This window comes from Klebsiella sp. WP4-W18-ESBL-05, assembly GCF_014169075.1.
GTDB classification, from domain to species: Bacteria; Pseudomonadota; Gammaproteobacteria; order Enterobacterales; family Enterobacteriaceae; genus Kluyvera; species Kluyvera ascorbata_B.
The window spans coordinates 1,676,309-1,700,755 of the sequence record NZ_AP022057.1; the positions used below are offsets into that span (position 1 = coordinate 1,676,309).

Consider the following 24,447-nt stretch of genomic DNA (forward strand, 5'->3'; position numbering starts at 1 on the left):
CATAGTCCTCATTATTTTAAAAACGAACGTCATCCCTTCACCAGTTAAATAAGTACCTGAACTTTGATACAAAACAATGTGGTGTTATTCCTTAAGCAATTCATTCTTTGATTTTGAGTGTAGTGCATTATTTTCAGAATAATCGGGGAAGGTGATAGGGAGCGCACTTTATTACTTTCAGTGGTTAATAAAACATCAGTCCGTCAGAAAGTGGGGGCCGCGCCGGGTGTCAAGCGCCGCGCATGCCGCTATACTGCCGATAACGAAAGGATGACCGCTATCGTGTTACGGAGGAGTTATGCTTCTTGAGCGCACCGAGATTGCAGGGTTTCGCGGCATTAACCGTTTGTCGTTAATGCTGGAGGAGAATAACGTCTTAATCGGCGAAAACGCGTGGGGTAAATCGAGTTTACTCGACGCGCTGACGCTGCTGCTTTCGCCGCACGATGCGCTGTACCACTTTGTGCATAATGATTTCTGGTTCCCGCCCGGCGACGTCCAGGGCCGTGAACACCATCTGCATATTATTCTCACCTTCCGCGAAAATGAACCTGGCCGCTACCGGGGGCGACGCTATCGCGGGTTATCCGACTGCTGGTCGCTGTGCGATGACGGCTATCGGCGCATTTTTTACCGCCTGGAAGGCGAGCTGGCCGCCGACGGCAGCGTGCTGACGCTACGCAGCTTTATTGATAGCGACGGCCAGGCGCTGGACATTGCGGATATTGACGCCCAGGCCCGCGAGCTGATCCGGCTGATGCCGGTACTGCGCCTGCGCGATGCGCGCTTTATGCGACGCATTCGCAGCGGCACCGTGCCGGATGTTCCCGACGTGGAAATCACCGCTCGTCAGCTCGATTTCCTTTCCCGTGAGCTGGTCACCAGCCCGCAGAATCTCAGCGATGGCCAAATCCGTCAGGGGCTGGCGGCCATGGGGCAACTGCTGGAACACTACTTTTCTGAGCAAGGCTCTGGCCCGGCGATTCAGCGTTTGATGCGCCGCCGCTCGCACGATGAGCAGCGCAGCTGGCGTTATCTGGATCTGATCAATCGGATGATCGACAAACCCGGCGCGCGCAACCACCGGGTGATCCTTTTGGGCATGTTTGCCACGTTGCTGCAGGCCAAGGGAGCGGTCAAGCTCGATAGAGATGCGCGTCCGCTGCTGCTGGTGGAAGACCCGGAAACGCGGCTGCATCCGATTATGCTGTCGGTGGCCTGGAGCCTGCTGAACCTGCTGCCTTTACAGCGGGTGGCGACCACCAATTCCGGCGAGCTGCTGTCGCTGACGCCGATGCAAAACGTCTGCCGGTTGGTGCGCGAGTCGTCCCGCGTGTCTGCATGGCGTCTGGGGCCCGAGGGAATGAATGCCGAAGACAGCCGGCGAATTTCGTTTCATATCCGCTTTAACCGCGCCTCATCGCTCTTTGCACGCTGCTGGCTGCTGGTCGAAGGGGAAACGGAGACCTGGGTTATCAACGAACTGGCGCGCCAGTGTGGTCATCACTTTGATGCGGAGGGGGTGAAGGTCATTGAGTTTGCCCAGTCCGGGCTGAAGCCGTTGGTGAAATTTGCTCGCCGCATGGGCATTGAATGGCACGTGCTGGTCGACGGCGATGAGGCGGGGAAAAAGTATGCTGCAACGGTGCGCGGTCTGCTGAACAACGATCGCGAGGCGGAACATCATCATCTGACTACGCTGCCCGCGCCGGATATGGAACACTTTATGTATCGGCAGGGATTCGCCACCGTCTACCATCGCGTGGCGCAGCTGCCTGACAATGTGCCGATGAATATGCGTCGGGTCATCACCAAGGCGATTCACCGTTCATCAAAGCCGGATCTCGCCATTGAGGTGGCGATGGAAGCCGGGCGGCGCGGCGTGGAGGCGGTGCCGCCGTTGCTGAAGAAAATGTTTTCCCGCGTGGTCTGGCTGGCGCGCGGGAAAGCGGATTAAGGCTGAACGGTCTGTGCAACCTGCTGCTGGAGCGCGTCCAGCAGCTCGTAGCGGCGTCGATACTCGGCGCGTTTCTTACTGGCTATCTCTTCCATGGTTTTACGCGGCAGCGCCAGCGGTAAAACGTAATCCCCTTCGCCATCGGCCGCCGCGCCCAGCGACTCCCAGAAGCTGTTGTAATCCGCATGCAGTTTACCGCGTTTCTTACGGCGGTAGCGCAGGCTGCGATAGATATGCGTTTCGTTACTGACCGCACGTACGTGCTCGACCGACAGCAGCGTGCCCAGCGTTAACATGGCATCCACCACCAGCCGTTTCGGGAACAGGCCGTGACAGGCTTTGGTCGCACTCTGGATAAGCTGATGCGGAACATCGGCCTTCGCACCCTGCAGGCCGCCGACGAAGAACGTATTCACGCCGTTGTACTGGCACAGGGTAAACGTCAGCTCCGCCAGTATGGTCTGGTTCTGGTCGTGGAAGGTCAGCGTAGCTTCGCCTTCTTTGTCGAGCATTGCGTCGGCGCACAGGCGAATGCTGTACTGCTGTTCATCTTTGCCGGTGAGCGTTGCCAGCAGCGCACCGTGCGTTGACAGATAGTCGCTGGCGACGTTTTCCGGCAGCGTATCCAGCATCTGCCGATAGTGCCAGCAAAGGGCATTGATGGTTTGCTGATGGCTCATGTGCGTGCACAGCCAGGGGCGGTGCAGACGGCACGGGAGGCCGGGCTGTACGCGAAGGATCTCCATCAGATGCGGCTGTTTTGCCAGGCTCCCCAGCAGTTTGCCGGTCATGCGCGGCGTGCTCAGCGATCGCAGCAGGAATTTACGTCGGTACGCCGGGTTTTTCCACGCGCGGCCCGGCGTTAATGCGCCGGTCGACAGCAGCCGAAAAAGCTGCCAGCTGGATTCTGGTTGCGGAAGAGTGGAGTGTGGAATTGCGGCAATGCTCGACATAAGAAAAATCTCATTTGGAGGTTTTGCCCATTTAATCAGCGGGATCTTCAATGAAATTTCAACAAATGCAAAGATTGTGAAGTTTATGCTTTGTTTATGAATTATTTAGGTTTGATCGTGTTCATTTTTGTTCATTTCCCGCGCGCCGTGTTATCAGCGCGCGGGAAGGGACATTAAGGCTGGCTAAAAAGCCCCGACATCTGGCTCTGAATGGCATCCAGAAGCTCATAGCGACGGCGGTACTCTGCGCGTTTTTTACTTGCGATTTCAGCAATATCTTTACGCGCGATGGCAACTGGAATATGGAAGTACCCTTCTTTATCGCATTCGCCGCCCACGGCCTCCCAGAAGGTGTCATAATCTGAAAGGATCTTTTTGTTCTTATCCTGGTAACGTTCGCCGCGGAAAATGTGCACCTCGTTGCTGACGGCCAGAATTTGCTCCACGTGCAGGCGCTCGGCAAAGCGGCAAACGGCTTCCATGACCAGGCGTTTCGGGAACAAGCCGTGGCAGGACTTGGTGGCATTCTGAATCGCTTCGTGCGGCAGATTGCGCTTACCGCCCTGCAGGCCGCCAATAAACAGCGTGCGCTGGTTGTGGTAATTCAGCAGGGTGAAGGTCATTTCGGCCAACACGTCGCCGTCAGCGTTGCGGATAAGAATGGTGCTATCACCCTCTTTATCCAGATTAATCTGCATAGTCAGCTCAAGGGTAAAGATGTCACCATTTTTACCTTCAATTTGCGCCAGCGGCAGGGCCTGTGTATTCAGGTAGGTGGCAAACTCTTCTGAGGACATGGCCTCGGACAGCAGGGTATAGTGATAGCGCAGCGCATCCAGCACCTGATGGCGGCTAAAGTTAACCGCCAGATACGGGCGATGCAGGCGCACCGGCAGACGCGGCTGGCGCGTAAGCAGGGTGCTCAGATGAGACCAATGGGACAGCTCATTCATCCATTCACGACTCAGGCGCGGCATCAGTAAAGAACGCAGCATAAACTTCCGCCGGAAGCTGCGCTGGTGCCAGAATTCACCTGGGCGCCATTGGCCGCTGAACAGGCTGAAAAAGAGGCCGAGGGCGGTAGGTTGGCGGGACGTCTCGAATGAATTATCGCTGAGCTGTGACATGGTTAACTATCCAGAATTACATATGAATGATGATTTTAACATCACTCAATTGAATCAATTAGCAATACGCCAGTTTTAGCCAGGACTTTTCATCAGCCGTTTAACCATTGTTGAAGTTGGTCTGCACATTTTGTCGAAATATTTCTGGAATTCAGGATTTTTATGAACATTAAGGGAAAATTCAAAAAGCGGTATGGGATAGCGATCGTCGTTGCGGCAGTGGCGCTGATTGCCGTCTGGAAAATGCTGAACGCGCCGTTGCCCAATTACCAAACGCTGATTGTGCGTAAAGGCGCGCTGGAGCAGAGCGTGCTCGCCACCGGTAAGCTTGATGCGCTGCGCAAAGTTGACGTTGGCGCGCAGGTGAGCGGGCAGTTAAAAACGCTGTCAGTCAATATCGGCGATAAAGTGGTGAAAGATCAGCTTCTGGGGGTTATCGATCCTGAACAGGCGGAAAACCAGATTCGAGAAGTCGACGCTACGCTGATGGAACTGCGCGCGCAGCGCAGGCAGGCGGAAGCCGAGTGGAAGCTGGCGAGCGTGACCTACGCTCGCCAGCAGCAACTGGCAAAAACGCAGGCCGTTTCGCGCCAGGATCTGGATACAGCCGCAACCAATATGGCCGTTAAACAGGCGCAAATTGGCACCATTGATGCCCAGATTAAACGTAACCAGGCCTCGCTTGATACGGCGAAAACTAACCTCGACTACACCCGCATCGTGGCACCGATGCGCGGTGAAGTGACGCAAATTACCACCTTACAGGGGCAAACGGTGATTGCCGCGCAGCAGGCACCGAACATTCTGACGCTGGCGGATCTCAGCACCATGCTGGTGAAAGCGCAGGTTTCCGAGGCTGATGTGATCCACCTTAAGCCGGGGCAGAAGGCCTGGTTTACGGTGCTTGGCGATCCGCTGACGCGCTATGAAGGGACGTTGAAAGACATCCTGCCAACGCCGGAAAAAGTGAACGATGCCATCTTCTACTATGCGCGTTTTGAAGTGCCGAACCCGAACGGCGTACTGCGCCTGGAAATGACCGCGCAGGTGCATATTCAACTGGGCGGCGTGAACGACGTGCTGACCATTCCGCTGTCGGCGCTGGGCGATAACGTGGGCGACAATCGCTACAACGTCCGCCTGCTGCGCAACGGTGAAGTCAAAACCCGTGAAGTGGTGATCGGCGCGCGTAATGATACCGATGTGGAGATTGCCAAAGGGTTGGAAGCGGGCGATGAAGTGATTATCGGTGAGGGTAAAGCCGGGGCGGCAAAATGATCGCACTGCTTGAACTGACCGATATTCGGCGCAGCTATCCCTCCGGTGACGGCAGCGTGGAAGTGCTGAAAGGCATTTCGCTACAGATTAACGCCGGGGAAATGGTGGCGATCGTCGGGGCCTCCGGCTCGGGCAAATCAACGCTGATGAACATTCTGGGCTGCCTGGATAAACCCACCGGCGGCACCTACCGCGTGGCGGGGACCGACGTGGCGACGCTTGACGGCGACGCGCTGGCGGCGCTGCGGCGTGAGCACTTTGGTTTTATCTTCCAGCGCTACCATCTGCTGTCGCACCTGACGGCGGCGCAGAACGTGGAGGTTCCGGCAGTGTATGCCGGGCAGGATCGTAAGGCGCGGCTTGAGCGGGCAAAGCAGTTGTTGCAGCGTCTGGGGCTGGCGGATCGCGTGGACTACGCGCCGTCGCAGCTTTCCGGCGGCCAGCAGCAGCGGGTGAGTATTGCCCGTGCGTTGATGAACGGCGGTCAGGTGATCCTGGCCGATGAACCCACCGGCGCGCTGGACAGCCGTTCGGGTGAAGAGGTCATGGCGATTCTGCATCAGCTTAAAGAGCAGGGGCACACCATTATTATCGTGACCCACGATCCGCAGGTCGCCGCGCAGGCGGAACGGGTGATTGAGATTCGCGACGGTGAAATAATTCACAATCCACCGGCGCGGCCGACGTCGGTTACGGCACCTGCGCCACCGCGGCAGGATGCTTCCGGCTGGCGGCAGTTCAACAACAGCTTTCGCGAAGCGCTGTCGATGGCCTGGCTGGCGATGGTCGCCAACAAAATGCGGACGCTGCTGACCATGCTGGGGATCATTATCGGCATTGCATCGGTGGTCTCGATTGTGGTGGTGGGCGACGCGGCGAAACAGATGGTGCTGGCAGATATTCGCTCCATCGGGACCAATACGATTGACGTCTATCCAGGCAAAGATTTCGGCGATGATGACCCGCAGTATCAGCAGTCGCTCAAATATGACGACCTGCTGGCGATTGAAAAGCAGTCCTGGGTCAGTTCGGTAACGCCGTCGGTATCAAAAAACCTGCGCATTCGCGCGGGCAATATCGACGTAGCCGCCAGCGTGCAGGGCATCGGGCAGCACTACTTTAACGTTTACGGCATGACCTTCAGCGAAGGGAATACCTTTAATGATGTGCAGGCGGCCGAGCGCTCGCAGGTGGTGGTGCTGGACAGCAATACGCGCCGCCAGCTGTTCCCTGACAAAGCCCGCGTGGTCGGAGAAGTGATTCTGGTGGGTAACACGCCCGCGACGGTGATTGGCGTGGCGGATGAGAAGCAGTCGATGTTTGGCAGCAGCAAAATTTTGCGCGTCTGGATGCCCTATTCAACGATGGCCGGGCGGGTGATGGGCCAGGCGTGGCTCAATTCGATTACCGTCAGAGTCAAAGAGGGCTACGACAGCGGAATAGCTGAAGAGCAGCTGACCCGACTCCTGACGCTGCGCCACGGAAAAAAAGATTTCTTCGTCTGGAACATGGACAGCGTCTTGAAAACGGCGGAACGCACCACACATACATTACAGCTGTTCTTAACGCTGGTCGCGGTGATCTCGTTGGTGGTCGGCGGTATCGGCGTGATGAATATTATGCTGGTGTCGGTGACGGAACGGACGCGTGAAATTGGTATTCGGATGGCGGTAGGTGCGCGGGCGAGTAACGTGCTGCAGCAGTTTTTAATCGAAGCCGTTCTGGTTTGTCTGGTCGGCGGTGCGCTGGGGGTGACCCTCTCACTGATGATTGCGCTGCTGCTTCAGCTGGTGCTGCCGGGCTGGGAGATAGGCTTCTCGCCGCTGGCGCTGCTGACGGCATTTATCTGCTCTACCTTAACCGGCGTACTCTTTGGCTGGCTGCCGGCACGTAACGCCGCGCGGCTCGATCCGGTGGATGCGCTGGCGCGGGAATAAGGGCGAAAATAAATGAAAAAATGCCAGTCAGAAGGACTGGCATTTTGACAGCGGGATGTACACAATGGGGCAGTAAACTAGGCGGCTGTTTCTGCTTCCACGGGGATAATCACGCTGGCATGATTACCTTTCGGCCCCTCGTGGACATCAAACTGGACGGCTTGCCCGGCTTTTAACGTTCTGTACCCATCCATCTGGATGGTGGAGTAATGGGCGAAGATGTCCTCGCCACCGCCTTCCGGGCAAATGAAACCGAACCCTTTGGCATTGTTGAACCACTTAACAGTACCCATTTCCATACTTCGACATCCTTCGTAACACTATTATACGTTTATAAGTAGATGGAATGAACCGGTGGTGGAGTCAGGAGTTGTTCAAAACCTCACCAACTCTCGCCAGTACAATTTAGATATTTCGTACAGTGCGTCAAGCGTTTGAGGAGGAGTGAAGGGGGAAAATGCGCCAAAATTTGAAGCAGTTAACGCTATTGACGGGAATGTGACAGAGTTCGCGAATGACAGCTATAGGTGATAGTTATCTATGATCTACAGTAAATTGAGAAGCTGTATACACATGAACGATGGGTAACGTGATAAACGAGGGATGTGTCATTAATTCCGGTGATAAAACGGGCCCTGAAGTGTACGCAGCCTCGTCAGCAGCAAGTGATGATACCGACGATGATGACTGACAATGAGTAAGACCAGAGACTGGCTGGACTTCGACCAGCTTTCGGCAGACAAACTTCAGGATGGGCTTAAACCCCCGTCAATGTATAAAGTGATATTGGTCAATGATGATTACACTCCGATGGAGTTTGTTATTGACGTGTTACAAAAATTCTTTTCTTATGATGTTGAACGCGCAACACAGCTGATGCTAACGGTTCACTATCAGGGTAAAGCCATTTGTGGTGTTTTCACGGCAGAAGTCGCCGAAACCAAAGTGGCCATGGTGAACCAGTACGCGAGGGAGAACGAGCATCCGCTGCTGTGTACGCTGGAACAAGCCTGATACAGGCATGAAAATTGGGGGAGGTGCCTATGCTCAATCAAGAACTGGAACTCAGTTTAAATATGGCTTTCGCCAGAGCGCGCGAGCACCGTCACGAGTTTATGACCGTCGAGCATCTGTTGCTGGCTCTGCTGAGCAACCCATCGGCCCGCGAAGCGCTGGAAGCGTGTTCGGTCGACCTGGTGGCGCTGCGTCAAGAACTCGAAGCCTTCATTGAACAAACCACGCCGGTGCTGCCGGTCAGTGAGGAAGAGCGCGAAACGCAACCTACGCTCAGCTTCCAGCGTGTTCTGCAGCGCGCGGTTTTCCACGTCCAGTCTTCCGGGCGCAGCGAAGTGACCGGCGCCAACGTACTTGTGGCGATTTTCAGCGAGCAGGAATCGCAGGCCGCCTATCTGCTGCGTAAGCATGAAGTCAGCCGCCTCGACGTGGTGAACTTCATTTCTCACGGTACGCGCAAAGACGAGCCGAGCCAGTCTTCCGACGCCGGAAATCAGCAGCCTAACGAAGAGCAAGCAGGCGGGGAGGAACGTATGGAAAACTTCACCACCAACCTTAATCAGCTTGCTCGCGTCGGGGGGATTGACCCGCTGATTGGTCGCGACAAAGAGCTGGAGCGCACCATTCAGGTACTGTGCCGCCGTCGTAAAAACAACCCGCTGCTGGTGGGGGAATCTGGCGTCGGTAAAACGGCCATTGCTGAAGGGCTGGCCTGGCGTATCGTGCGCGGTGACGTGCCGGAAATTATGGCCGACTGCACAATTTATGCGCTGGATATTGGCTCGCTGCTGGCGGGGACTAAGTATCGCGGTGATTTCGAAAAACGCTTTAAAGCGCTGCTCAAGCAGCTCGAGCAGGATACCAACAGTATTCTGTTCATTGACGAGATCCACACCATTATCGGTGCGGGTGCGGCGTCCGGCGGCCAGGTCGATGCCGCCAACTTGATCAAACCGCTGCTGTCGAGCGGTAAGATTCGCGTGATGGGCTCAACCACCTATCAGGAATTCAGCAATATCTTTGAGAAGGACAGGGCGCTGGCGCGTCGTTTCCAGAAAATTGATATTACCGAGCCGTCGGTGGAAGAGACCGTGCAGATCCTCAACGGTCTGAAGCCGAAGTACGAAGCGCACCACGACGTTCGCTACACCGCGAAAGCGGTACGGGCAGCGGTGGAGCTGGCGGTAAAATACATCAACGATCGCCATCTGCCGGATAAGGCCATTGACGTCATTGATGAGGCTGGCGCGCGCGCCCGTCTGATGCCGGTGAGCAAGCGTAAGAAAACGATCAACGTGGCGGATATCGAATCCGTGGTGGCACGCATTGCGCGTATCCCGGAGAAAAGCGTCTCCCAGAGCGATCGCGATACGCTGAAAACGCTTGGCAACCGTCTGAAAATGCTGGTATTCGGCCAGGATAAAGCCATCGACGCGCTGACCGAAGCTATTAAGATGAGCCGCGCGGGTCTTGGCCACGAGCATCGCCCGGTGGGCTCCTTCCTGTTTGCGGGCCCGACCGGGGTGGGTAAAACGGAAGTGACTGTCCAACTGGCGAAAGCGATGGGCATTGAGCTGCTGCGTTTCGATATGTCCGAATATATGGAACGCCATACGGTGAGTCGCCTGATTGGCGCGCCTCCGGGATACGTAGGCTTCGATCAGGGCGGTCTGCTGACCGATGCGGTCATCAAGCATCCGCACGCGGTGCTGCTGCTGGACGAAATCGAGAAAGCGCATCCGGACGTCTTTAACCTGCTGCTGCAGGTGATGGACAACGGCACGCTGACCGATAACAACGGGCGTAAGGCTGATTTCCGCAACGTCGTGCTGGTGATGACCACCAACGCCGGCGTGCGTGAAACCGAGCGTAAATCGATCGGACTTATCCAACAGGACAACAGCACCGACGCGATGGAAGAGATCAAAAAGATCTTTACGCCGGAGTTCCGTAACCGTCTGGACAACATTATCTGGTTCGATCACTTGTCTACCGATGTGATCCATCAGGTGGTGGATAAGTTCATCGTCGAGCTGCAGGTACAGCTGGATCAGAAAGGCGTGTCGCTGGAAGTGAGCCAGGAGGCCCGCAACTGGCTGGCCGATAAAGGCTACGACCGCGCGATGGGTGCGCGCCCGATGGCGCGTGTGATTCAGGATAACCTGAAGAAACCGCTGGCTAACGAGCTGCTGTTCGGTTCGCTGGTGGACGGCGGGCAGGTCACCGTGGCGCTCGATAAAGAGAAAAACGAGCTGACCTACGGTTTCCACAGCGCGCAGAAACATAAGCCGGAAGCGGCGCACTGACGATCTAATTAGTCATGAAATAAAAACCGAGCGCTTAGCCGCTCGGTTTTTTTATGCGGTTTCTCTCGGCATTATCTCTGTATTTATCACTGACAATCCGTTTGCGCTAATTTTAACTGCCGAATAATAACCCGACGTAGCGACTGGCATGATGGCGGAAGAATATAACCAAACGGTGACATGATGTTGACGAAAGCGTTGTCGGTGATTTTACTCACCTGTGCGTTATTTTCAGGACAACTGATGGCGGGTCATAAAGGTCATCAGTATCTGTGGGTAAAAAATGCCGATCACCAGCTACGCCATGAAGCTGATAGCGATGAACTACGTGCAGTGGCGGAAGAGTCGGCGGAAGGCTTGCGTGAACACCATCACTGGCAAAAATCGCGCAAACCCGAAGCGGCGTTACGCTAGTCACGCTATACCGTTTTAATACATAAAAAAATGCCCCGCATAAGCAGGGCATCAGTTTTCGGCAAATAGCGCTCGGCGAATAGGGCGCCAACGCTCATTATCTGCGGCGATTAGCGACTACGGAAGACAATGCGGCCTTTGCTCAGGTCGTACGGGGTCAGCTCGACAGTCACTTTGTCGCCCGTCAGGATGCGGATATAGTTTTTGCGCATTTTACCGGAGATATGTGCAGTAACCACGTGCCCGTTTTCCAGTTCTACGCGGAACATGGTATTAGGTAACGTTTCAAGAACGGTACCCTGCATTTCAATATTGTCTTCTTTGGCCATCTAATCCTCTGGGGTATCACTACCGTAATTTGAACCGGCAAGATAATGCCGAAGTTCATCATGTAAGTAAAGAATTGTGCGTATTAATCGGCGAAAGTCGTTTTTGCGCATTACCCTTTCACCACACCAAAACAGCATGTGATGGGCGCGAACCAGGCCGGAAACAGCAGGATAAACGTGGGCGTTATCTGACTCGAATGATTCCCAAACGGCGGCGGGGCAAAAGGCAGAAGCGACTCTCGTCGGCAATTATATCATCCTGATGGAAATTGTGCTGAAAACATTTACGTCTGGGGCGAAAAGAGACGCCTTGGTACCCAGAATTTATCATCCAGCCGCTGCGTGCGCAGAACATTCAGCTGTTCAAGGTAGTCGCGGCGAGGTATCTCAATTGCGCCCAGAGAAGCCGTATGGCCGTTTAACACCTGGCAGTCAATGAGTTTGCCGCCTGCACGGCTGAACGCCTCACAGAAGACGTACAGGGCCGTTTTAGAGGCATTTTCCGCACGGCTGAACATTGACTCGCCACAGAACAGCTCGCCCATCGCCACGCCGTACATACCGCCGACCAGCGTTTCGCCCTGCCAGACTTCAATGGAATGCGCATGGCCAAGCTCATGCAGGCGCTGATAGGCCAGGCTGATACCGGTGGTGATCCAGGTGCCTTCATGGCGATCCTGGGCACAGCCTTCGATCACATCACTGAATGCGTAGTTGAGGGTAACATGATAGGGCGACTGGCGATGAAAACGCTTCATACTGCGGCTGAGGTGAAACTGCTCGGGCCACAAAACGGCACGGGGATCCGGCGACCACCAGAGGATCGGGTCGCCGGGTGAAAACCACGGGAAGATCCCGCGTTGATAGGCCATCAACAGGCGCGCCGGGCCGAGATCGCCGCCTAACGCCAGCAGTCCGTTTGGTTCACGTAATGCGCCCTCAGGTGAGGGAAAAGCAATCGAATGACGAGAAAGCTGCACAAGGCGCATATCGCGATAACCCCACGAGACAAAGTTTACTCAATCATAGTCTACAGACGCTGTTTAAACTGGTAGTAACGACCTTGTTTTGCCAGCAGTTCTGTATGATTACCTTGCTCAATAATTTGCCCGTTGTCCATGACAATTATCTGATTAAATCGCGCCAGACCACGCAGGCGATGGGTGACCATCAGTAGCGTTTTGTTCTGCATCACGTCCGCCAACAGTTCGAGAATCTGATTCTCCGTCGTGGCGTCCAGCCCTTCAGTGGGTTCATCCAGCAGCATCAGCGGCGCATCGTGCAGCAGCGCGCGGGCAATGCCCAGGCGGCGCAGCTCGCCGCCGGAAAGCTGACGGCCACCTTCGCCCAGCCAGCTGTTGAGCCCGGCGTCTTCCAGCAGCTTTTCCAGACCGGTGCGGCGCAGCACGTTTGCCAGCTTTTCATCGCTGGCATCGGGTCTGGCCAACAGCAGGTTGTCGCGCAGCGTTGCGCTGAACAGATGTACGCGCTGCGGCACCAGGCTAATGGTCTGGCGCAGCGTGTGTTCGTCCAACTGGTTGAGAGGCGTATCGTTCAGCTGAATACGGCCGCGCTGCGGATCCCAGGCTCGGGTCAGTAGCTGCAGCAGGGTCGATTTACCGCAGCCGGTCCGGCCAAGGATAGCAATATGTTCACCGGCCGCGACGTGCAGCGTCAGATTATCCAGCGCCGGCTGCGACTGCTCCGGATAGGTAAAGGTAATCTGTTCAAGGGTGAGCGCCACCTGTTGATGAGGCGCGGCGGCGGCCTGCTGTGGGAAGGTGACTTCCGGCTGCTGTTCGATAATCTGGCTGACGCGCAGCGCCGAGGCGATAACCTGCCCCAGATGCTGGAAGGCGCCGGTCACCGGGGCGAGCGCTTCGAAGGCCGCCAGCGCACAGAAGACGAAGAGCGCGATCAGCGCGCCCGGCTGGGCATTATCGCCAACGCCGCCTGCTGCCAGCCACAGCATCGAGACGACCGCCACGGCACCGATCAGCAGCATCAACGCCTGAGAAAGCGCGGTCAGTTCTGACTGGCGACGCTGGGCATCGTGCCAGTTCAGCTCGGTTTGTTCCATTTGCTTACGGTAGCGGTCGCTGGCGTTGAAAATGGTCAGCTCGGCCTGGCCCTGGAGCCAGCCGGTTAACTGCTGACGGTACTGACCGCGCAGCGCCGTGAGCTGCTCGCCGGTTGGTTTACCTGCGCGATAAAACAGCGGCGGCAGAATCAGCAGCGTGGCAAGCATAATCCCGCCGAGCGTTAGCGCCAGGCTGACGTCCAGCAGGCTCAGACCGGCGGTGACCACCAGAATGACCACCAGCGCGCCCACCAGCGGCGAAATGACCCGCAGGTACAAATGGTCCAGAGTATCGACGTCTGCCACCATACGGTTGAGCAGCTCGCCCTGACGAAAGCGCGCCAGCCCCGCAGGAGAAAGCGGAAGCAGCTTGCTAAAGGTGAATACCCGCAGATGCGCTAACACCCGGAAGGTTGCATCGTGGCTGACCAGACGCTCAAAATAGCGCCCGGCGGTACGGATGATAGCCGCGCCGCGCACACCGGCAGCAGGCAGCATGTAGTTAAAACTGTAGGCGCCGGCAAAGCCGACCACCGCCGAGGCAGAAAGGAACCAGCCTGACAGCGTCAGCAGGCCAATGCTCGCGAGTAAGGTAACGATCGCCAGAACCACGCCGAGGCTTAAGAGCCATTTATGGCGTTTATAGAGCGCCAGATAAGGCAACAGTGCGCGCATTTAGATCTCCTCCTGACGATGGGCCAGCAGGCTGGCAAACACGCCCTGCATGTCCAGCAGCTGCTGATACGTCCCTTGTTCGATAATCTGGCCGTTTTCCATGACCCAGATGGCATCCCATTCAGCAAGGCCTTCCAACTGGTGAGTGACCATCAGCGTGGTTTGCTGAGTAGAGGCGTCGGTCAGCGCCTGCATCACGCGCCTTTCGCTGTGCGCGTCCAGGCTGGCGGCCGGTTCATCCAACAGCAGCAGGCGGCAAGGCGCGAGTAACGCACGGGCGACGGCAACGCGCTGCGCCTGGCCGACAGACAGACGCGCCGCCTGTTCGCCAACGGCGGTGTCGATACCCTCGGGCAACTGCGGCAGAAACTCGTTAACCCACGCTTTTTCCAGCGCCTGATGCAGCTGCTGTTCGCTCGCGTCGGGGTTGCCCAGCAGCACGTTCTCGCGCAGCGTGGCGGCCGGAAGCTGCGGGTTTTGGCCCACCCAGCTCATCAGCTGACGCCAGCCTTCCGGCTGAAGATGGCGCAGTTCGACGCCGTTAACCTTGAGCGAGCCGCGGTAGGGCAGGAATCCGGCCAGGACGTTAAGCAACGAGCTTTTCCCTGAACCACTTTGCCCGACCAGCACCGCACGTTGCCCGGCATGGAGCGTGAAATTGAGCGGGCCGACGAGCATTTTGCCTTCCGGCGAGGTGATAAACAGATCCTGCGCGCTTAACGAAACCGGCTCGCTGGTATCCAGTATCTGGTCTCCCTGCTCCGGGTGCGCCAGCGGTGCTTCAAGGAAGGTCTTCAGGCTATCGGCGGCACCCACCGCCTGCGCTTTAGCATGGTAAAATGTGCCTAAATCGCGCAGCGGTTGAAAGAATTCTGGTGCCAGAATCAGCGCCAGGAAGCCGGAGGAAAGCGTTACCGCGGCGCCGTAGCTGCCGAAATTCAGCTCGCCCAGGTAGGAGAAACCGAAGTACACCGCCACCAGCGCAATCGATAGCGACGTAAAGAACTCCAGCACGCCAGAGGAGAGAAACGCCAGGCGCAGGACTTCCATGGTGCGCTGGCGGAAATCCTGCGAGGCTTCGCGAATGCTGTCGGTCTCGGCTTCGCCGCGGCCGAAAATACGTAAGGTGTCCATCCCCCGCAGGCGGTCCAGGAAGTGGCCACTCAGGCGCGCCAGGGCAAGGAAGTTGCGGCGGTTAGCATCGGCGGCGCCCATCCCTACCAGCGCCATAAACAGCGGGATTAACGGGGCCGTGACCAGCAGAATGAGTGCGGCAGCCCAGTTCGAAGGGAAAATCGCCACGACGATCAGCAGCGGCACGCAGACGGCCAGCGCCATTTGCGGCAGATAGCGGGCGTAGTAGTCATGCATGTCGTCAATCTGCTCAAGGATAAGCGTTGCCCAGCTGCCGGCAGGTTTGCCCTGAATCCATGCCGGGCCAGCCTGCTGCAATCGGTCCAGCACCTGACGACGGATCTCAAAGCGAATTTGCTGCCCGGCATGGAAGCCCACACGCTCGCGCAGCCACACGACCCAGGCTCGCAGCACAAACACCAGCACAAGCTGAATAAACGGCATCAGCAGCGCCTCGCGCGGAATACTCTCCATGATCATGTGATGGAGTATGCGGGCCAGCAGCCAGGCCTGCGCAATAATCAGTACCCCACTGGCGAAACCGAGCAGGCGGGAGAGCATCAACCAGCGGCGCGACAGGACGCTTTGCTGTTTGAGCCAGCGGGTGAGTTCGTGTTGGCGACTTTTATTCATTGGGCGCTTAGCAGGTGGCTTATGGATAATGGTTTCTGTTATAGGCGCGGCAATGTTACATCGCAGAAAAAATAAAGGCGACTTATCGTCGCCTTTTTTACTTTTGTTACTGACTTGTAAAGATTATTTGCAGGCGTCAGCCAGACCGTCGAGGTAGCGTTCTGCGTCCAGCGCTGCCATACAGCCAGTGCCCGCAGAGGTAATTGCCTGACGGTAAATGTGGTCCATGACGTCGCCCGCGGCGAACACGCCAGGTACGCTGGTCTGGGTGGCGTTGCCGTGGATCCCGGACTGCACTTTGATGTAGCCGTTCTCCAGTTCTAACTGACCTTCGAAAATCGCGGTATTCGGGCTATGGCCGATAGCGACAAACAGGCCCGCGACGTCCAGCGACTCAATGTCATCGCTTTCCGTGTGACGCAAACGCAGGCCGCTCACGCCCATCTGATCGCCGGTGACTTCTTCCAGCGTGCGGTGGGTGTGCAGCACGATATTGCCGCTTTCCACTTTATCCATCAGACGCTTGATCAGGATTTTTTCCGCACGGAAAGCATCACGACGGTGAATCAGGTGTACTTCCGACGCAATGTTGGACAGATACAGCGCTTCTTCAACGGCGGTATTGCCGCCGCCGATGACCGCCACTTTCTGGTTGCGGTAGAAGAAACCATCGCAGGTGGCACAGGCGGAAACGCCGCGCCCTTTGAACGCTTCTTCTGACGGCAGGCCCAGATAGCGGGCAGACGCGCCGGTCGCGACGATCAGCGCGTCGCAGGTGTACTCGCCGCTGTCGCCGGTCAGGCGGAACGGACGGTTTTGCAGATCGACGCTGTGGATATGATCGAAAATAATTTCGGTGTCAAATTTGGTCGCATGCTCATGCATACGTTCCATCAGCAGCGGACCCGTCAGATCGTTTGGATCGCCGGGCCAGTTTTCCACTTCTGTGGTGGTGGTCAGCTGACCGCCTTTTTCCAGCCCGGTAATCAGAACCGGTTGCAGGTTTGCGCGTGCAGCATAGACCGCAGCGGTGTATCCCGCAGGTCCAGAACCAAGGATAAGCAGTTTACTGTGTTTGGCCGTGCCCATGAGATCCCCATAATTGTTTGGCAGACATGGTTTGGGATTGTAGGGAATTTGTAGACGTAAAAAAAGAGCACAGCGGTTTTGTTAACGATATGTGCAATAGAGTGAACCGATTGATTGCTTATTTTAACATCAAAAAATATAACTCTTTCTACTGTCCGCTGCCTAATTATAAGACGATTACATGTGAATCAGGCCCCGGTGATAATGAATATCTGGCATGTTGTACTAAAAAAAGATGTTTTGCTTTGACAATCCCCTGTGCTTTTGCGACAACATTCAAGGAAGAAGAAAAGCAGTGTTTCGCGTGCGGTGAATTTTCATGCACGCAAATGCCATTTTTACCCGGATCACTGAAATCTACGTATGGTGTGGACAGACACCATACGTGATGTCGGAGAGTTGCCGCGAGGCGCCGGGGCTTCTCATACGCAAACCCTGGGATATACGTCGTTGCAGCAACAATGGCGTATTGAAATCGGGAGAAGGCTCTGAACAGTGAAGTGCACAGAGTCAAGACAGGAGTAGGGAAGGAATACAGAGAGACAATAATAATGGTAGATAGTAAAAAACGCCCTGGCAAAGATCTCGACCGCATCGACCGCAACATTCTCAATGAGCTGCAAAAAGATGGGCGTATTTCGAACGTCGAGCTTTCCAAAAGAGTAGGACTTTCTCCGACCCCGTGCCTTGAGCGCGTACGTCGTCTGGAACGACAAGGGTTTATTCAGGGCTATACCGCGCTGTTGAACCCGCATTATCTGGATGCATCGCTGCTGGTTTTTGTTGAGATTACTCTGAATCGCGGTGCGCCGGACGTGTTTGAACAATTTAACGCCGCCGTGCAAAAACTTGAAGAAATTCAAGAGTGTCACCTGGTATCCGGTGATTTCGACTACCTGTTGAAAACCCGCGTACCGGATATGTCGGCTTACCGTAAGCTTCTTGGCGAGACCCTGCTGCGCCTGCCGGGCGTCAACGACACCCGTACCTACGTCGTGATGGAAGAGGTCAAGCAGAGTAATCGTCTGGTAATTAAGACCCGCTAAAACGGAACAGGTGCAAAATCAGCGTAGTTTGATTACACTCCTGTTAATCCATACAGCAACAGTGTCGGCGCAATCTGACACTGTTGTCCGTTTTAGCATTTGGCACCTGGAGAGCCTTTCTTGAGCCAGGAATATACAGAAGACAAAGAAGTCAAACTCACTAAACTCAGCAGCGGACGCCGGCTCCTTGAGGCGTTACTTCTCCTATGCGCCATTTTTGCCGTTTGGTTAATGGCAGCACTACTGAGCTTCAATCCTTCCGATCCCAGCTGGTCGCAAACGGCCTGGCACGAACCTATCCATAATCTGTGCGGCGCATCCGGCGCATGGCTTGCCGATACGCTGTTCTTTATCTTCGGCGTGATGGCCTACACCATCCCGGTGATTATCGTGGGCGGCTGTTGGTTTGCCTGGCGACACCGTGCCAGCGAAGATTACATCGACTATTTCGCCGTCTCCCTGCGCCTGATTGGCGTGCTGGCGATTATTCTGACCTCCTGCGGCCTGGCCGCTATCAACGCCGATGATATCTGGTACTTTGCTTCCGGAGGCGTGATTGGCAGCCTGCTCAGCACGGCGCTACAGCCGATGCTGCACAGCAGCGGCGGCACCATTGCGCTGTTGTGTATCTGGGCTGCGGGTCTGACGCTGTTTACCGGCTGGTCATGGGGGAGCATTGCCGAGAAAATGGGCAGCTGGATACTGAATATCCTCACCTTTGCCAGTAACCGTACGCGTCGCGATGATACCTGGGTTGATGAAGACGAATACGACGACGAAGACGAGTACGAGGATGAAGGTGAGCCTGCGCGCAAAGCCGTGCATGAATCCCGCCGCGCTCGTATCCTGCGCGGTGCGCTGGCCCGCCGTAAACGCATAGCCGAAAAATTCTCTAATCCGATGGGGCGCAAGACCGACGAAGCGCTCTTTTCCGGCCGCAGAATGGATGAGCCGGAAGCGGCGTCGCACTATGTCGCCGCAGCGGATCCTGATGACGTTCTTTTCTCCGGCGCCAGCGCAGCACGCGCGACGGAGTACGATGAATACGACCCGCTGCTGAACGGACATTCAGTGGCCGATCCGCTGTCTGCCGCAGCCGCTGCGGCATCGACACCAGCATGGGCCGCTGACCCGATGCAGACTGCAGCGCCTGCTGCCGAGCAACCTGGCGTTGAGTGGCAGTCTGTTCCCCATCCCGTTGCCGCGGAGCCGGTGATTGCGCCCGCGCCAGAGGGTTGGCCGCCAGCGCAGCAGCCTGTTTATGCCGACCCGCTGTTGGCACAACCGCAGCAGCCTGTTTATGCCGACCCGCAGTACGCGCAGCCGCAGCAGCCTGTTTATGCAGAATCGCAGTACGCGCAGCCGCAGCAGCATGATTATGTGGACCCGCTTTTCGCGCAGCCGCAGCAGCCCGCTTATGCAGAACCGCAGTACGCGCAGCCGCAGCAGCCTGCTTATGCAGAACCGCAGTACGCGCAGCCGCAGCAGCCTGCTTATGCAGAACCGCAGTACGCGCAGCCGCAGCAGCCTGCTTATGCAGAACCGCAGTACGCGCAGCCGCAGCAGCCTGCTTATGCAGAACCGCAGTATGCGCAGCCGCAGCAGTCTGCTTATGCCGATCCGCAGTACGCGCAGCCGCAGCAGCCTGCTTATGCAGAACCGCAGTACGCGCAGCCGCAGCAGCCTGTTTATGCAGAGCCACAGTACGCGCAGCCGCCTCAGCCCGCTTATGTCGAGCCACAGTACGCGCAGCCGCCGCAGCCCGCTTATGTCGAGCCGCAGTACGCACAGCCGCAGCAGCCGGTTTACGAGGAGCCGCAGTATATCGCTCAGCCTGAGCCGACACCTGTCGCTGAGCCAGAGCCGGTTGTGGAAGAAGAGGTTAAACCCGCACATCGCCCACCGCTTTACTACTTCGAAGAAGTGGAAGAAAAACGTGCGCGCGAGCGTGAGCAACTGGCGGCATGGTATCAGCCTATCCCTGAGCCTTTAGCGCCGGTAGAAGCGCGCGCGGCGTCAATGCCTGCTGCCTCAACGCCAGTGTCGATCCCTGAGCCAACAGCGCCGGTTGCCCCGGTGGCGGCGAGCGTTCGCCATGCGGCCGTTGCTGCGGGTGCCGCTGCGACAGCCGCGGCCTCAGCGCCGCTGTTTAGCCCGGCAGAAGGCCCGCGCCCGCAGGTGAAAGAGGGCATTGGCCCGAAACTGCCGCGTCCGAATCGCGTTCGCGTGCCGACTCGCCGTGAACTGGCATCCTACGGAATTAAGCTGCCTTCGCAGCGGATGGCCGAAGAGCGCGCCGCGCGTGAAGCCGAGCGCTATCAGCATGACGATCATACCCCGCTCAGCGATGAAGAAGCCGATGCGCTCGAGCAGGATGCGCTGGCACGCCAGTTTGCTGCCTCCCAGCAACAACGCTACGGCGAAGCGCACGTCGAAGAGGATGTCGTCGCGGAAGAGGATGCTGACGCGGTCGCTGAAGCCGAGCTGGCGCGCCAGTTTGCGGCTTCGCAACAGACTCGCTATGCCAGCGAACAGCCGGAAGGCGCTCATCCGTTCTCCCTCGATGATTTCGAATTTTCGCCAATGAAAACGCTGGTGGACGATACGCCAAAAGCGCCGCTCTTTACCCCTGGCGTGATGCCGGAGCCTGCGACACCGCAGCCTCAGCAATACGCGCAGCCGCAGGCGACGCAGCATGCGCAGAGCGTCCATCAGCCTCAGTATGGGCAGCCGCAGACGCCGCAGTATGCTCAGCCGCAGCAGGCACCTCAATATGCAGCGCAGCAGCCGCAGGTTCAGCAGCCGCAGTACGTGCCGCCGCAGCCGGCAACACCGCCGCAGGAAAGCCTGATTCACCCGCTGCTGATGCGTAACGGCGACGACCGTCCTCTGCAAAAGCCGACGACACCGCTGCCGTCGCTGGATCTCTTGACCCCACCGCCGACGGAAGTCGAACCGGTAGACACCTTTGCGCTGGAGCAGATGGCGCGCCTGGTCGAAACTCGCCTGGCGGATTACCGTATTAAGGCCGATGTGGTGAACTACTCGCCGGGCCCGGTTATCACCCGCTTCGAGCTGAACCTGGCGCCTGGCGTGAAGGCGGCACGAATTTCTAACCTGTCTCGTGACCTGGCGCGATCGCTGTCGACCGTGGCGGTGCGCGTGGTGGAAGTGATCCCTGGCAAGCCTTATGTTGGCCTGGAACTGCCGAACAAAAAGCGTCAGACCGTGTACCTGCGTGAAGTGCTGGACTGCGATAAATTCCGCGATAACCCGTCGCCGCTGACCGTGGTGCTGGGTAAAGACATCGCCGGGGAGCCGGTGGTGGCCGATCTGGCGAAAATGCCGCACCTGCTGGTGGCCGGTACTACCGGTTCCGGTAAGTCGGTCGGCGTCAACGCCATGATCCTCAGTATGCTCTACAAAGCGCAGCCGGAAGACGTGCGTTTCATCATGATCGACCCGAAAATGCTGGAACTGTCGGTCTATGAGGGGATTCCGCACCTGCTGACGGAAGTGGTCACGGATATGAAAGACGCCGCAAACGCCCTGCGCTGGAGCGTCAACGAAATGGAACGTCGCTACAAGCTGATGTCGGCGCTGGGTGTGCGAAACCTTGCTGGTTATAACGAAAAAATTGCCGAAGCCGCTCGTATGGGGCGTCCGATTCCGGATCCTTACTGGAAGCCGGGTGACAGTATGGACGCCACCCATCCGGTGCTGGAAAAACTGCCGTACATCGTGGTGCTGGTTGATGAATTTGCCGACCTGATGATGACCGTCGGTAAAAAAGTGGAAGAGCTGATTGCACGTCTGGCACAGAAAGCACGTGCGGCGGGTATCCATCTCGTTCTGGCGACCCAGCGTCCGTCGGTGGATGTGATCACCGGCCTCATCAAAGCTAACATTCCGACGCGTATTGCGTTTACCGTGTCCAGTAAAATCGACTCCCGTACCATCCTCGATCAGGGCGGTGCGGAATCCCTGTTGGGGATGGGCGATATGCTATACGCCGCGCCTAACTCAAATACGCCGATTCGCGTTCACGGCGCGTTTGTTCGCGACCAGGAAGTGCATGCGGTGGTTCAGGACTGGAAAGCACGCGGTCGTCCGCAGTATATCGACGGCATCACCTCCGACAGCGAAAGCGAAGGTGGCGGCGGTGGTTTTGACGGCGGCGAGGAGTTAGATCCGCTGTTCGATCAGGCGGTCAACTTTGTTACCCAGAAACGTAAAGCGTCTATCTCTGGCGTTCAGCGCCAGTTCCGTATTGGCTACAACCGTGCGGCGCGCATTATCGAACAGATGGAAGCACAGGGGATCGTCAGCGAACAGGGGCACAACGGCAACCGTGAGGTGCTTGCGCCGCCGCCGTTCGATTGATTGCAAAGATGGGTAAATAAGTCAAAATTCAGTATTTTCTTCTGTCGCCGCTCATAATGACGTTTTAGAGTGAGTGACAGAAGCTCTCCTGGCGGGAGCATGAGGCTATTTAAGGAAATAACAATGAAAAAGATCGCGATCACGTGTGCATTACTTTCCAGCTTTGTTGTCAGCAGCGTATGGGCTGATGCCGCCGGTGACCTGAAAAGCCGTCTGGATAAAGTCAGCAGCTTCCACGCCAGCTTCACGCAAAAAGTCACCGATGGCAGCGGTAATGCGGTGCAGGATGGTCAGGGCGATCTGTGGGTGAAACGCCCGAATCTGTTCAACTGGCATATGACGCAGCCGGATGAAAGCATTCTGGTTTCTGACGGTAAAACCCTGTGGTTCTACAACCCGTTCGTCGAGCAGGCGACCGCGACCTGGCTGAAAGACGCTACCGGCAATACGCCGTTTATGCTGATTGCCCGTAACCAGGCCAGCGACTGGCAGCAATATAACATTCAGCAAAATGGCGATGATTTTGTGTTAACGCCGCGCGGCAACAACGGTAACCTGAAGAAATTCACCATCAACGTTGGCCGCGATGGCACCATCCATCAGTTCAGCGCCATCGAGCAGGACGATCAGCGTAGCAGTTATCAGCTGAAATCGCAGCAGAACGGCTCGGTGGATGCCTCCAAATTCACCTTTACGCCGCCGCAGGGCGTGACGGTGGACGATCAGCGTAAGTAAGAGGTCGGCGTGAGCAACCTGTCGCTCGATTTTTCAGAGAATACGTTTCAACCTCTGGCCGCGCGTATGCGGCCAGAGAACTTAGCGCAGTACATCGGCCAGCAGCACCTGCTGGCTGCCGGTAAGCCGCTGCCGCGAGCCATTGAGGCGGGGCATCTGCACTCGATGATCCTCTGGGGGCCGCCTGGCACCGGCAAAACCACGCTGGCGGAAGTGATTGCTCGCTACGCGAATGCCGACGTCGAGCGAATTTCTGCCGTTACCTCCGGGGTGAAAGAGATCCGTGAAGCGATTGAACGCGCGCGGCAGAACCGCAATGCCGGGCGTCGCACTATTCTGTTCGTTGACGAAGTTCACCGCTTCAATAAAAGCCAGCAGGATGCGTTTCTGCCGCATATTGAGGACGGCACCATCACCTTCATTGGTGCAACCACGGAAAACCCCTCGTTTGAACTGAACTCGGCGCTGCTTTCCCGGGCGCGCGTTTATCTGCTGAAATCGCTCACCACCGAGGATATTGAGCAAGTGCTCACTCAGGCGATGGACGACAAGGCGCGCGGCTACGGCGGGCAGGATATTGTCCTGCCGGACGAAACCCGGCGGGCGATTGCGGAGCTGGTTAACGGTGATGCGCGTAGAGCGCTGAATACGCTGGAAATGATGGCCGATATGGCCGAGCTTGACGAGGCGGGTAAGCGCGTACTCCAGCCGCAGCTACTGACCGAAATTGCCGGCGAACGCAGCGCCCGTTTTGATAACAAAGGCGACCGTTTCTACGATCTGATTTCCGCGCTGCACAAGTCGGTGCGCGGCAGCGCGCCGGATGCGGCGCTGTATTGGTATGCGCGCATTATCAGCGCCGGAGGCGATCCGCTGTACGTTGCGCGCCGCTGCCTGGCGATTGCTTCCGAAGATGTCGGCAATGCCGATCCGCGCGCGATGCAGGTTGCGATTTCAGCCTGGGACTGCTTCACCCGCGTTGGCCCGGCCGAAGGCGAAAGAGCCATTGCGCAGGCCATTGTTTACCTTGCCTGTGCGCCGAAAAGCAACGCCGTGTACACCGCGTTTAAAGCGGCGATGGCCGATGCGCGTGAACGACCGGATTACGACGTACCGGTGCATCTGCGCAATGCGCCGACCAAACTGATGAAAGAGATGGGCTACGGGCAAGAGTATCGCTACGCCCACGATGAACCGAACGCTTACGCCGCCGGTGAAGAGTATTTCCCCAGCGAAATGGCGCAAACTCGCTACTATCACCCGACCAATCGGGGTCTTGAAGGCAAGATTGGCGAAAAGCTCGCCTGGCTCGCTGAACAGGATCAAAATAGCCGCACAAAACGCTACCGCTAGCGCA

18 protein-coding genes are annotated in these 24,447 nt (G+C 56.9%); 10 read left to right on the top strand and 8 right to left on the bottom strand.

Annotated features, from left to right (window positions below; genetic code table 11):
* Window positions 1-298: 298 nt before the first annotated feature.
* Window positions 299-1,957 (top strand): ATP-dependent endonuclease, encoded by a 1,659-nt coding sequence (locus tag H7R58_RS08070; RefSeq protein ID WP_106924464.1) that lies wholly within the window; start codon window positions 299-301, stop codon window positions 1,955-1,957.
* Here the strand turns inward: H7R58_RS08070 and H7R58_RS08075 are convergent.
* Window positions 1,954-2,910 carry a VirK/YbjX family protein gene (locus H7R58_RS08075; protein WP_182929199.1) on the bottom strand — a complete coding sequence of 319 codons (957 nt, stop codon included), beginning with the start codon at window positions 2,908-2,910 and terminating at the stop codon, window positions 1,954-1,956. The genes H7R58_RS08070 and H7R58_RS08075 overlap by 4 nt on opposite strands.
* Window positions 2,911-3,083: 173 nt before the next feature.
* Window positions 3,084-4,037 carry a VirK/YbjX family protein gene (locus H7R58_RS08080; RefSeq protein WP_106924462.1) on the bottom strand — a complete coding sequence of 318 codons (954 nt, stop codon included), beginning with the start codon at window positions 4,035-4,037 and terminating at the stop codon, window positions 3,084-3,086.
* Between the two features lie 162 nt (window positions 4,038-4,199).
* Between H7R58_RS08080 and macA the strand changes: the two genes are divergently transcribed.
* Both macA and macB read left to right on the top strand, forming a co-directional pair.
* Window positions 4,200-5,315, top strand: coding sequence for a macrolide transporter subunit MacA (gene macA, locus H7R58_RS08085; RefSeq protein ID WP_106924461.1), 1,116 nt, complete (start codon window positions 4,200-4,202; stop codon window positions 5,313-5,315).
* Window positions 5,312-7,252 (top strand): macrolide ABC transporter ATP-binding protein/permease MacB, encoded by a 1,941-nt coding sequence (gene macB, locus H7R58_RS08090; protein ID WP_182929197.1) that lies wholly within the window; start codon window positions 5,312-5,314, stop codon window positions 7,250-7,252. Before macA ends, macB begins: the two co-directional genes overlap by 4 nt.
* Window positions 7,253-7,329: 77 nt before the next feature.
* Here macB and cspD read toward each other — a convergent pair whose 3' ends face one another.
* Window positions 7,330-7,551, bottom strand: a complete 222-nt coding sequence (cspD, locus tag H7R58_RS08095) for a cold shock-like protein CspD (RefSeq protein WP_064548719.1) — start codon at window positions 7,549-7,551, stop codon at window positions 7,330-7,332.
* 394 nt (window positions 7,552-7,945) lie between these two features.
* On the opposite strand from cspD, the gene clpS reads away from it, so the two are divergent.
* The 3 genes from clpS to H7R58_RS08110 all read left to right on the top strand — a co-directional run bounded on the left by clpS (window position 7,946) and on the right by H7R58_RS08110 (window position 10,986).
* A complete protein-coding gene (clpS, locus tag H7R58_RS08100) occupies window positions 7,946-8,266 on the top strand; it encodes an ATP-dependent Clp protease adapter ClpS (RefSeq protein ID WP_035896358.1) in 321 nt (106 codons plus the stop codon).
* A 29-nt stretch (window positions 8,267-8,295) separates the two neighbouring features.
* Window positions 8,296-10,572 carry an ATP-dependent Clp protease ATP-binding subunit ClpA gene (gene clpA, locus H7R58_RS08105; protein ID WP_106924459.1) on the top strand — a complete coding sequence of 759 codons (2,277 nt, stop codon included), beginning with the start codon at window positions 8,296-8,298 and terminating at the stop codon, window positions 10,570-10,572.
* Window positions 10,573-10,755: 183 nt separating this feature from the next.
* Window positions 10,756-10,986 (top strand): DUF2554 family protein, encoded by a 231-nt coding sequence (locus H7R58_RS08110; protein WP_106924458.1) that lies wholly within the window; start codon window positions 10,756-10,758, stop codon window positions 10,984-10,986.
* A gap of 110 nt (window positions 10,987-11,096) precedes the next feature.
* Here the strand turns inward: H7R58_RS08110 and infA are convergent, their stop codons facing one another.
* The 5 genes from infA to trxB all read right to left on the bottom strand — a co-directional run bounded on the left by infA (window position 11,097) and on the right by trxB (window position 16,926).
* Window positions 11,097-11,315 carry a translation initiation factor IF-1 gene (gene infA, locus H7R58_RS08115; RefSeq protein ID WP_001040187.1) on the bottom strand — a complete coding sequence of 73 codons (219 nt, stop codon included), beginning with the start codon at window positions 11,313-11,315 and terminating at the stop codon, window positions 11,097-11,099.
* A 284-nt stretch (window positions 11,316-11,599) separates the two neighbouring features.
* Window positions 11,600-12,304, bottom strand: a complete 705-nt coding sequence (aat, locus tag H7R58_RS08120) for a leucyl/phenylalanyl-tRNA--protein transferase (protein WP_182929195.1) — start codon at window positions 12,302-12,304, stop codon at window positions 11,600-11,602.
* Between the two features lie 41 nt (window positions 12,305-12,345).
* Window positions 12,346-14,070, bottom strand: coding sequence for a heme ABC transporter ATP-binding protein/permease CydC (cydC, locus tag H7R58_RS08125; RefSeq protein WP_182929194.1), 1,725 nt, complete (start codon window positions 14,068-14,070; stop codon window positions 12,346-12,348).
* Window positions 14,071-15,837 carry a heme ABC transporter permease/ATP-binding protein CydD gene (gene cydD, locus H7R58_RS08130; RefSeq protein WP_106924454.1) on the bottom strand — a complete coding sequence of 589 codons (1,767 nt, stop codon included), beginning with the start codon at window positions 15,835-15,837 and terminating at the stop codon, window positions 14,071-14,073. It abuts the gene before it with no gap.
* Window positions 15,838-15,960: 123 nt separating this feature from the next.
* Window positions 15,961-16,926 carry a thioredoxin-disulfide reductase gene (gene trxB / locus H7R58_RS08135; RefSeq protein WP_106924453.1) on the bottom strand — a complete coding sequence of 322 codons (966 nt, stop codon included), beginning with the start codon at window positions 16,924-16,926 and terminating at the stop codon, window positions 15,961-15,963.
* Window positions 16,927-17,477: 551 nt separating this feature from the next.
* Here trxB and lrp point away from each other — a divergent pair.
* The 4 genes from lrp to rarA all read left to right on the top strand — a co-directional run bounded on the left by lrp (window position 17,478) and on the right by rarA (window position 24,443).
* Window positions 17,478-17,972, top strand: a complete 495-nt coding sequence (gene lrp / locus H7R58_RS08140; RefSeq protein ID WP_000228469.1) for a leucine-responsive transcriptional regulator Lrp — start codon at window positions 17,478-17,480, stop codon at window positions 17,970-17,972.
* A gap of 120 nt (window positions 17,973-18,092) precedes the next feature.
* Window positions 18,093-22,355: a DNA translocase FtsK gene (gene ftsK / locus H7R58_RS08145; protein WP_182934693.1), complete on the top strand. Its 4,263-nt coding sequence runs from the start codon at window positions 18,093-18,095 to the stop codon at window positions 22,353-22,355.
* A gap of 123 nt (window positions 22,356-22,478) precedes the next feature.
* Window positions 22,479-23,090, top strand: coding sequence for an outer membrane lipoprotein periplasmic chaperone LolA (lolA, locus tag H7R58_RS08150; RefSeq protein WP_106924451.1), 612 nt, complete (start codon window positions 22,479-22,481; stop codon window positions 23,088-23,090).
* 9 nt (window positions 23,091-23,099) lie between these two features.
* A complete protein-coding gene (gene rarA / locus H7R58_RS08155; protein ID WP_106924450.1) occupies window positions 23,100-24,443 on the top strand; it encodes a replication-associated recombination protein RarA in 1,344 nt (447 codons plus the stop codon).
* Window positions 24,444-24,447: the final 4 nt, after the last annotated feature.